General features: G+C 71.7%; 7 protein-coding genes. 2 read left to right on the top strand and 5 right to left on the bottom strand.

The annotated features are described in order from the left end of the window. Nucleotide 1: 1 nt before the first annotated feature. Together AB0J53_RS40950 and AB0J53_RS40955 are read right to left on the bottom strand one after the other, a co-directional pair. Nucleotides 2-2,731, bottom strand: a complete 2,730-nt coding sequence (locus tag AB0J53_RS40950) for a beta-L-arabinofuranosidase domain-containing protein (RefSeq protein ID WP_364182700.1) — start codon at nt 2,729-2,731, stop codon at nt 2-4. Between the two features lie 338 nt (nt 2,732-3,069). Continuing rightward, nucleotides 3,070-4,536 carry an endo-1,4-beta-xylanase gene (locus AB0J53_RS40955; RefSeq protein ID WP_364182703.1) on the bottom strand — a complete coding sequence of 489 codons (1,467 nt, stop codon included), beginning with the start codon at nt 4,534-4,536 and terminating at the stop codon, nt 3,070-3,072. Between the two features lie 335 nt (nt 4,537-4,871). On the opposite strand from AB0J53_RS40955, the gene AB0J53_RS40960 reads away from it, so the two are divergent. Next, nucleotides 4,872-6,176 carry a PHB depolymerase family esterase gene (locus AB0J53_RS40960; RefSeq protein ID WP_364182706.1) on the top strand — a complete coding sequence of 435 codons (1,305 nt, stop codon included), beginning with the start codon at nt 4,872-4,874 and terminating at the stop codon, nt 6,174-6,176. Nucleotides 6,177-6,194: 18 nt separating this feature from the next. Here the strand turns inward: AB0J53_RS40960 and AB0J53_RS40965 are convergent, their stop codons facing one another. Then, the gene (locus AB0J53_RS40965; RefSeq protein ID WP_364182709.1) at nt 6,195-6,734 is read right to left on the bottom strand and encodes a hypothetical protein; all 540 of its coding nucleotides are present in this window, start codon (nt 6,732-6,734) and stop codon (nt 6,195-6,197) included. 191 nt (nt 6,735-6,925) lie between these two features. On the opposite strand from AB0J53_RS40965, the gene AB0J53_RS40970 reads away from it, so the two are divergent. Continuing rightward, nucleotides 6,926-7,480 (top strand): hypothetical protein, encoded by a 555-nt coding sequence (locus AB0J53_RS40970; protein ID WP_364182712.1) that lies wholly within the window; start codon nt 6,926-6,928, stop codon nt 7,478-7,480. A 9-nt stretch (nt 7,481-7,489) separates the two neighbouring features. Here the strand turns inward: AB0J53_RS40970 and AB0J53_RS40975 are convergent, their stop codons facing one another. Together AB0J53_RS40975 and AB0J53_RS40980 are read right to left on the bottom strand one after the other, a co-directional pair. Beyond that, a complete protein-coding gene (locus tag AB0J53_RS40975) occupies nt 7,490-8,326 on the bottom strand; it encodes an SDR family NAD(P)-dependent oxidoreductase (RefSeq protein WP_364182715.1) in 837 nt (278 codons plus the stop codon). 48 nt (nt 8,327-8,374) lie between these two features. Next, nucleotides 8,375-8,651, bottom strand: a 277-nt coding sequence (locus tag AB0J53_RS40980; RefSeq protein ID WP_364182718.1) for a DUF6223 family protein, incomplete at its 5' end; no start/stop codon positions are given.

An 8,651-nucleotide genomic window follows, 5' to 3' on the forward strand; every position in this document is an offset into this window, starting at 1 on the left:
CTCACAGGAACCTCCAGAGGATGTCGTTCGCGCCGCCGTCGTCGGCGAGCACCACCTGCGCGCCCTGCGACGCGCCGGCCAGGCCGAGGACGCGGCCGCCGTTGGCGCACTGGATCCGGAAGGTGACCCCCGGCCCGTGGCGCAGCCGCCAGCGGTGGTCGGCGGTGCCGTTGTCGGCCCACTGCACGACGCGCGAACCGGCGGCGGTGCCCATGTTCTCCACGCCCAGCACCTTCTGGCTGTGGGAGTTGCGCAGCCGCAGGTAGCCGCCGCTGTCGACGACCGCCGTCCACAGGTGGTCGGCGGTGCCGGTGTCGCCCCACTGGACGACGAGCGCGCCGTCGGCCGTGGACATGCCGGTGACGCCCAGCACCATCCCGGTCCCCACGTTCTGGATGCGCCGCGCGCCGTTCGGCACGAACCGCCACAGGTTGTCCGGGCTGCCGTTGTCGGAGTCCTGGACCACCTGCGCGCCGTTGGCCGTCGAGCCGTTCCGGACGCCGAGCAGCTTGCCGCTGTGCGCGTTGCGGATCTTGACGGAGCCGTCGCCCGTGTCGCCGACCGTCCAGCGGTGGTCGGCGGTGCCGGTGTCGCCCCACTGGAGCACCCGCGCGTCGTCGGCCGTCGACATGTTCTCGACGCCGAGCACCTTGCCGCTGTGCGCGTTGCGGAAGCGCACCGCGTTGCCGTCGGCGATCGGGACCCAGTCGTGGTCGGCGGTGCCGTTGTCCGTCCACTGGAGGGCCAGGCCGCCGTCGGCGGTGGACATGTTCTGGATGCCGAGGGCCAGCCCGCTGGCCGCGTTGATCAGCCGGAAGCTCGCCGCGCCGCTCCCGCCCGGCCCGCCGGTGTTCCAGTACACGACGTAGTTGTGGCCGTGCGCGTCGTGGAAGGGTCCCAGCCGCACCGGCGCCCCGTCGGCCGTGGCTGTGAAGGCCAGGGAGGAGGCGCTGGTCCGGGTGACCGACGACGGGGTGAGCGTGGGGGCCGACGACAGGGCGGTGTTGCCGTAGTCGCCCGACAGCACCACCGGACCATAGGTGACGGCCTGCACGCGGGGGTCGTCGTCGGCGGCCCTCATGATCACGCGCATCGGCAGCCGCACGGTCACGGTGTCGCCCGGGGCCCACGACCGGGTGAGGGCGGCGTAGCTGCCCGGCGTGGTGGCGATGTCCTGCCGGACCCCGTTGACGCTGACCGTCGCGCCCTGCGTCCAGCCCGGGATGCGCACGCGCATCGTCCACGAGCCGCTCACGTTGCCGGTGACCTGCAAGGACGTGGTGTCGCCGACCGGGTAGGAGGTCGTCTGGGTGACCGTGATGCCGCGCCGGGCCCAGTCCAGCGTGGAGGGCACGAACAGGTTCACGAACAGCGTGGTGCCGTCGTGGAAGTAGATCGAGTCCATCAGCTTGGTGTTGGTCTCGATCCCGGTGCCCTGGCAGCACCAGAACGAGTTGTAGTCCGTGCTCCAGGTGCCTCCGCCCCAGGCCGGGCCGACACCCCGCCGCCCGCCGGGGTTCAGCGGGGTGAAGTACGTGACGTGCCCGTGCGGGTTCGCCGGGTCCTGCTGCCCGATCAGATGGTTGAGCAGGGCGTTCTCGTAGTAGTCGAAGTAGTCGGCCCGCGTCGGCGACAGCAGCCACAGCTCCCGGGTCAGCTTGAGCATGTTGTACGTGTTGCACGCCTCCCCGGTGTCCCTGGTCAGGTGCGCGGCGATCGCGTCGGGGGCGCGGAAGTGCTCGGCCTGGCTGTTGGAGCCGTTCACGTACGTGTGCGCGCCGACGGTGATGGACCAGGCGTTGGCGGCGATGTCGCGGTAGCGGGTCGTGCCCGTCGCCTTGTACTCCCGGGCCGCGCCGATCCACTTGGGCACCTGCGTGTTGGCGTGCAGCCCGTTGAGCCGGTCCTGGCCCGAGGCCAGCGGGTCGAACACCGCCGCGTGGTCGAAGCGCCGGGCCGTGGCCAGCCAGCGGGCGTCGCCGGTCATCTGGTACAGGTCCGTGAGCACGGCGTTCATGCCGCCGAACTCGGTGCCGAGCATCGCCTGCATCTGGCTCTGGCTCAGCCGCGACGTGCGGGCGTCCACCCATCCGGCCAGCGCCAGCAGCACGGTCCTGGCCTGGGTGTTGCCGATCAGCCGCCAGGCGTCCAGCAGCCCCGCCAGCGTCTTGTGGATGCAGTAGTACGGCACGTTGCCGTTGTTCAGCGTGCGGTTCTCCACGGCCGTGATGTCCGACTCGGGGAAGCCGGACAGGTAGCCGGCGGTGAACCCGGCGGCGGCGTTGTTCGCCTGGCATCGGGCCAGCTCGGCCACCATGTGGCCGGCCTTGTCCCGGCAGGTGGTGTCGCCGAGCACGGCGTAGGCCTGCGCCCAGGCCGTCAGGAAGTGGCCCTGCATGTGGGAGCGGAACGGGAAGCCGGGCGCGTCCCAGCCGCCGTTGGCCGCCGCGCCGCCGGTGGACAGCCGGTGGTTGGCCCGGAAGACGTACAGGAGCCGGTCGACGTCGACGAAGCGCAGGTAGGCCAGGGTGCGGTTCTGGTTGTCCAGCCAGCGGCCGGAGGTCAGCCGGACCTGGCCGAGGTCGAACTCGTAGGCCGAGACGCCGATGTCGGGCCTGGCCCAGGGGAGGGCGGCGGCGAGCGCGGGGGAGGGTCCGGCCGCCTGGCCGGCGACCGTGAACGCGGCGGTCGCGCCCGCGGCCTGGAGGAGCTGACGACGGCTCAAGGACATGCGGTGCTCCTTGGGGGGAGGGGGAGTGTTAGCGTTAACATTTCGCCGGCCGGATCTGCGTCGTTCTCTTCCTCGGGGTGTTGCCGGGGAGTACATACGACAGTCCGGCCCGCCGTCAACGGCGGGCCTCCCCCGGCGGCGCCGGCGATGCCGCCCGGACGGCTTCCCTGCTGCGCTTTCGCGCCGGGAGGAGATCACACGGCCCCGCGCGCCGCCGTGAAAGTTTCACGGCGGCGGCCTGGGGCCGGCCCGTCAACGTGCGGGAGATCGCGCGTCGACGTGCCGCCCCGGGTTCCCCTTCCCCTCCACCCCGAGGGAGGGGGAACCCGGAGGGGCGATCAGGGCGAGACGGAGCCCGCGTTGTACGTCCACTTCTGGTTGCTGCCGCCCCAGCAGGTGTAGAGCTGCAGCCCGGTGCCGTTCCCGGTGCCGTTGCCGACGGCGTCCAGGCACAGCCCGGACTGCACGCCCACGATCGAGCCGTCGGAGTTGACGCGCCACTTCTGGTTGTCGCCGCCCCAGCAGGAGTAGATCTGGATCCTGGCGCCGTTGCCCGAGCCCCCGGCGTCCAGGCACTTGTTGCCGTAGACCCGCAGTTCCCCGGCCGAGGTCCGCGTCCACTGCTGGTTGGTCTGCCCGTTGCAGTCCCACAGCTGCACCGCGGTGCCGTCGGCGGTCGAGGCGTTGGGCACGTCCACGCAGCGGCCGGAGGCGACGCCCTTGAGCTGGCCCTCGTCCCCGCCCGGCGGCGGCGTCGTCGTGCTGCCGCCGTTCAGCGCGTTGAGCACCGCGGTGTAGGCGGGCTTCTTGTTGCCGTTGCCGTCGAACAGCAGCGGGGTGTCGCCCGAACGCCAGGAGTCGATGTCGCGCACGCCCCACACCGTGATGCCGACGCAGCGCGGCACGGCCAGGCAGTCCTGGGTCACGGCGGCGTACGTGGCGGCCGAGGCGCCCTGGATGTCCAGCTCGGTGATGGCCACGTCGACGCCGAGCGCCGCGAAGCTCTGCAGCGTGGTGCGGAAGTTGCTGTTGTATGGGCTGCCGCTGTTGAAGTGGGCCTGGAAGCCGACGCAGTCGATGGGTACGCCCCGCGCCTTGAAGTCCCTGACCATGTTGTAGACGCCCTGCGTCTTGGCCCAGGTCCAGTTCTCGATGTTGTAGTCGTTGTAGCAGAGCTTGGCCGCCGGGTCGGCGGTGCGCGCGGTGCGGAAGGCGACCTCGATCCAGTCGTTGCCGGTGCGCTGGAGGTTGGAGTCGCGCCGGCCGCCGGAGTTGCCGTCGGCGTAGGCCTCGTTGACCACGTCCCAGGAGTAGATCTTGCCCTTGTAGTGGGCCATGACGCCGTTGATGTGGTTGATCATCGCCTGGCGCAGCGTGCTGCCGGACAGGTTCTGCATCCACTGCGGCTGCTGCGAGTGCCAGGCCAGGGTGTGCCCGCGGACCCGCTTGCCGTTCTGGACGGCCCAGTTGTAGACGCGGTCGCCCTGGGTGAAGTTGAACTGACCCCGCTGCGGCTCGGTGGCGTCGATCTTCATCTCGTTCTCGGCCGTCACCATGTCGAACTCGCGCGCCGCGATCGAGGTGTAGGCGGCCTCGCCGAGCTTGCTCGAGGTGATGGCGGTGCCGAAATAGCGGCCGCTCTGGGCGGCGGCGGCGCCCAGCGTGCTCTCCGCGGCGCTCGCGGGCAGCGCCGACGTCAGCGCGGCGACCAGGCCGACGGCGCCGATCGCGCCGGTGATCAGCGCCCGGCGGCGCCCGCTTCGCGGTGGCCGGGCGGTGGGTGGGGAAACGGCGTTGACGCTCATTGCCTGAACCTCCATGAAGCGGATCACGAGGTGGAGATCGTCCTGGGGGCTCAGTGTGGGAAGCCTCCCGAAACTTGTCAAGATATGACTGAAAACTTTCGGCGGGGTGCTGCTGTGCCTGCCCAGGTCGTCCTGCGTTCGCGCGCCTAAAAGTTTCGCCCGGCGATGTGGGAGTGGGGTGTCGGCATGAAAGTTTCATCGTGACGCCCGGCCCTCCGGCCCGATATCGCGAGGTCGGCGCGGGGGAGGGGGCCCCGCGCCGATGCGGGCCCGCTTGACAGCGCCCGCGACTCCGTGTCTGTTAGCGCTAACACCCCCCTGAGAGAGGCGGAAGCATGGGACCAGCACCCCCCGCGAGAGCCCGTACCAGGAAGTACGCCGGTCTGGCGGCTCTGATCACCTTCCTGTCCGTGTTCCTCACGGCCCCGCCACAGGCGGCGGCGGCCTCCCTGACCGAGGTGACCGATTTCGGCCCCAACCCGGGCGGCCTGCGGATGTACGTCTACGTCCCCGACCGGCTGGCGCCCAGGCCGGGCGTCCTTGTGGCGATGCACGGCTGCAACGGCTGGGCCCCCGCCTTCCACCAGGGGACCGAGTTCGCCTCGCTCGCGGACCGGCACGGCTTCGTCGTCATCTACCCGCAGGCCAACAAGAGCGCCAACGGCCTGTCGAACTGCTTCGACGTGTGGTCGGACGCCGCCCTGCGACACGGCGGCGGCAGCGACCCGGTGTCGATCGTCTCCGTGACGAACCACGTCCTGCAGCGCTACGGCGGCGACCCGCAGCGGGTGTTCGCCACCGGCTTCTCCTCCGGGGCGATGGAGACCGTCAACCTGCTCGCCACCTACCCGGACGTCTTCAAGGCGGGCGCGCCGTTCGCGGGCGTCCCGTACGGGTGCCTCGGCCCCGCAGGATGCGCCGACAGGACGCCGCAGCAGTGGAGCGACCTGGTCAGGAACGCCTACCCCGGCTACACCGGGCCCCGGCCGCGCTTGATGACCTGGCACGGCACGCAGGACTCCGTCCTGTCCTACACGATGCTGCAGGAGCAGGTCGACCAGTGGACCGGAGTGCACGGGATCAGCACCACCCCCGTCACCACCGACAGCCCGCAGCCCGGCTGGACCCGGCGGGTCTTCGGCTCCGGGCAGGTCGAGGCGTACACCGTCACCGGCGCCGGCCACGACCTGCCGCACGCCGGGATGGCCGCGCACGCCGTCCGCTTCTTCGGCCTGGACGGCGGCACGCCCGGCGACGGCGCCGGGCAGATCAGGGGGACGGGCTCCGGACGCTGCCTGGACGTGCCCGGCGCCGCCACCGCCGACGGCACCGCCGTGCAGCTGTGGGACTGCAACGGCCGCGCCAACCAGCAGTGGGCCGCCACCGCCGCCGGTGAGATCAAGGTCTACGGCGCCAAGTGCCTCGACGCGGCAGGCACCGGCAACGGCGCCGCCGTCCAGATCTACGGGTGCTGGGGCGGCGACAACCAGAAGTGGCGCGTCAACACGGACGGCTCGATCGTGGGCGTGCAGTCCGGGCTGTGCCTGGACGCCGTCGGCCGGGGCACCGCCAACGGCACCCGCCTCCAGCTCTACGCCTGCCACGGCGGCGACAACCAGAAGTGGACCTGGACGAGGTGACCAGCTCAGGCGACCGGCTCAGGTGATGGTGAGCGTCGTCACCCCGTTCGCCCCGGTGAGCCCGGTGGTGAGGCACTTCAGCAGGTCCGGCTGGACGAGCGTGACGGTCTGCACGGCTGACCGGCCCTGGAACCGGCCCTGGACGACAGGGCCGGTGAACGTGGTGATCACCTGACCGGCCACGGCGGTGCTGCTCCCGGCGCCGTCGATGGCGCTGCTGTCGCCGGTGTTCCACTCGACGACCCGCACCGCCTCGAAGCCGTCGAGGAGGTCGTTGCACCCGGCGAAGATCGTGAACCGCTCCCCGTACGTCCCGCTCGTGACCTGGCCCGCGCCGTCGAGGCAGGAGCTGAAGTTCCCGCTCACGGTCACCTCGATGTCCCGCGGCGTGAAGGTCACCCCCGGGCTGTACGTGACGGTCTCGGTGCCCTGGCACTGCGCGGGCGCCGCCGCCCGGGCGGGACCCGCGGCCGGGACGGCCACGCTGAAGGCGGCGACGGCCGCGACGGCGATCAGGGCGCGCAGGCCTCGGCGCGGCCGAGAGGAACGAGGGGTCACCGGGCACTCCCAAGGACGGAATCATCGGACGTACCAAGACATGACAGCTTCATCCTCGGTACGCCGCTATGCCCGCGATGGTGGCAGAATCGTACCTTGTCGACACACTCCGTGACCTCTACTGTCCTGGGTGGGGGTCCGGGAGAACCGGCTCCCAGCGCCTGTTCCGCCTCGTCGCGAAAGGGACGCCCATGCGCACCGGAGCCACCTCAGCCAGGACCGCGGTCTGCGGCGCCGTCCTCGCGCTGCTCTGCCCCCTGGGCATGGCGTACGCCGCACCGGCGCACGCCATCGGCCAGGACGTCCTCTGCTCGATCGACGGCACCAACACCCTGGCCTTCTCGCCCAAGCTGCGCCTGACCGAGCAGAACGTGACCATGACCGGCACCGGCACCTACCCGACCTGCGTGTCCAGCGACCCGGACATCACCTCGGGCACGTCGACGATCTCCGGGCAGGGCAGCCTCGGCTGCCTGTCCGGCTCCATGCCCGCGACCGAGGTCGTGACCTGGAACACCGGCGAGACCTCGACCATCAGCTACACCGTCACGCTCAACGTGGTCGCGGGCCAGTCGGTCTTCGCCGTCGTCGGCGCCGTCACCGCGGGCAAGTTCGCCGGCGACACCGTGACCTCCGAGGGCGTCACCCTGGAGGACCCCATCACGCCGCTCCTCGACTGCCTGGCGCCCGGCTACGGCGGCAGCACCGGCGCGACCATCCTCACCCTCACCGACCTCCAGCCCTGAGCGCAGGCGTCAGGTCCCGCCGTGGGACGCGGCCGAGAGCTCCTGCCACTCGTCCCAGGTCCTGAGCCGGTCGGCGTAGACCTGCTGGATCATCGGATGGATGCCCACTCCGAAGATCACCCGCAGGGGCGGGTTGTCCAGGTCGACGAGCGTGAGCAGCGCCTGGGCCGCGGCGGCCGGGTCACCGGCGGGCAGCTTCCCGGTCATCGCGCCGAGACGCCTGCGGACGTCGTCGTAGGCCGGATCCGTTCGGGCCAGGTGGCCGTTGGCCAGCGGGTCCGGGTTCTTGCCGTCGCGGGTGGCGAACGTGCCGGGCTCGACGACCGTCACCTTGACGCCGAACCCGGCGACCTCGGCGGCCAGGGCCTCGTTGAGCCCTTCGAGCGCCCACTTGGAGGCGTGGTAGGCGCCGCCGAGCGGCATCGTGATGATCCCCGCGGCCGACGAGAGCTGGACGATGTGCCCGGAGCGCTGCTCGCGCAGGTACGGCAGCGCGGCCTGGATCACCCAGACCGCGCCGAACAGGTTCGTCTCCATCTGGTCGCGCAGCTCCCGCTCGGTCAGCTCCTCGACCGCGCCGAACTGGGCGTACCCGGCGTTGTTCACGACGACGTCCAGGCGGCCGAAGTGCTTCGCGGCCCGCTCGACCGTCTCGAACACGGCCGTCCTGTCGGTCACGTCCAGGACCAGCGGGAGCACCGCGTCGCCGTGGCAGGCGACCAGGTCGTCCAGGCCGGCGACGGTCCTGGCGGTGGCGGCCACCCTGTCACCCCTGGCCAGGGCGGCCTCGACGAACCGGCGGCCGAGACCGCGCGACGAACCGGTGACGAACCAGACCTTGCTCATGATGTCTTCCTCCTCTTCGTTCCGGATGGCCGGGCCGCGTGCCCGGGGTCAGGCGGCCGGCCGGCGGGCGGAGCGGGCACGCGCCAGCCCGCCGAGGACCAGGGCGATCACCCCCAGCGTCAGGGCCACGTAGCCGCCGACGGTGCCGTTGCCGGTGCCGGGGCCGCCGTCGGCGGTGACAAGCACCACCGCGCCGATCACCGTGCCGGCCGCCCCCGCCGCCAGGGCCACGACGACCCCGCCGCGCCGGGCGCGGGCGGCGCGGGCGGCGCGGGCGGCGCGGGCGGTGGTCGTCGAGGTCCAGCAGGACACCACCAAGGACCCC

Origin of the sequence: Nonomuraea sp. NPDC049725, assembly GCF_040674795.1 — a bacterium.
Lineage (GTDB): Bacteria > Actinomycetota > Actinomycetes > Streptosporangiales > Streptosporangiaceae > Nonomuraea > Nonomuraea ceibae.

Coding starts and splice junctions, on each gene's coding strand:
- AB0J53_RS40950 (WP_364182700.1), bottom strand. CDS start 2,731: ATGTCCTTGAGCCGTCGTCAGCTCCTCCAGGCCGCGGGCGCGACCGCC.
- AB0J53_RS40955 (WP_364182703.1), bottom strand. CDS start 4,536: ATGAGCGTCAACGCCGTTTCCCCACCCACCGCCCGGCCACCGCGAAGC.
- AB0J53_RS40960 (WP_364182706.1), top strand. CDS start 4,872: ATGGGACCAGCACCCCCCGCGAGAGCCCGTACCAGGAAGTACGCCGGT.
- AB0J53_RS40970 (WP_364182712.1), top strand. CDS start 6,926: ATGCGCACCGGAGCCACCTCAGCCAGGACCGCGGTCTGCGGCGCCGTC.
- AB0J53_RS40975 (WP_364182715.1), bottom strand. CDS start 8,326: ATGAGCAAGGTCTGGTTCGTCACCGGTTCGTCGCGCGGTCTCGGCCGC.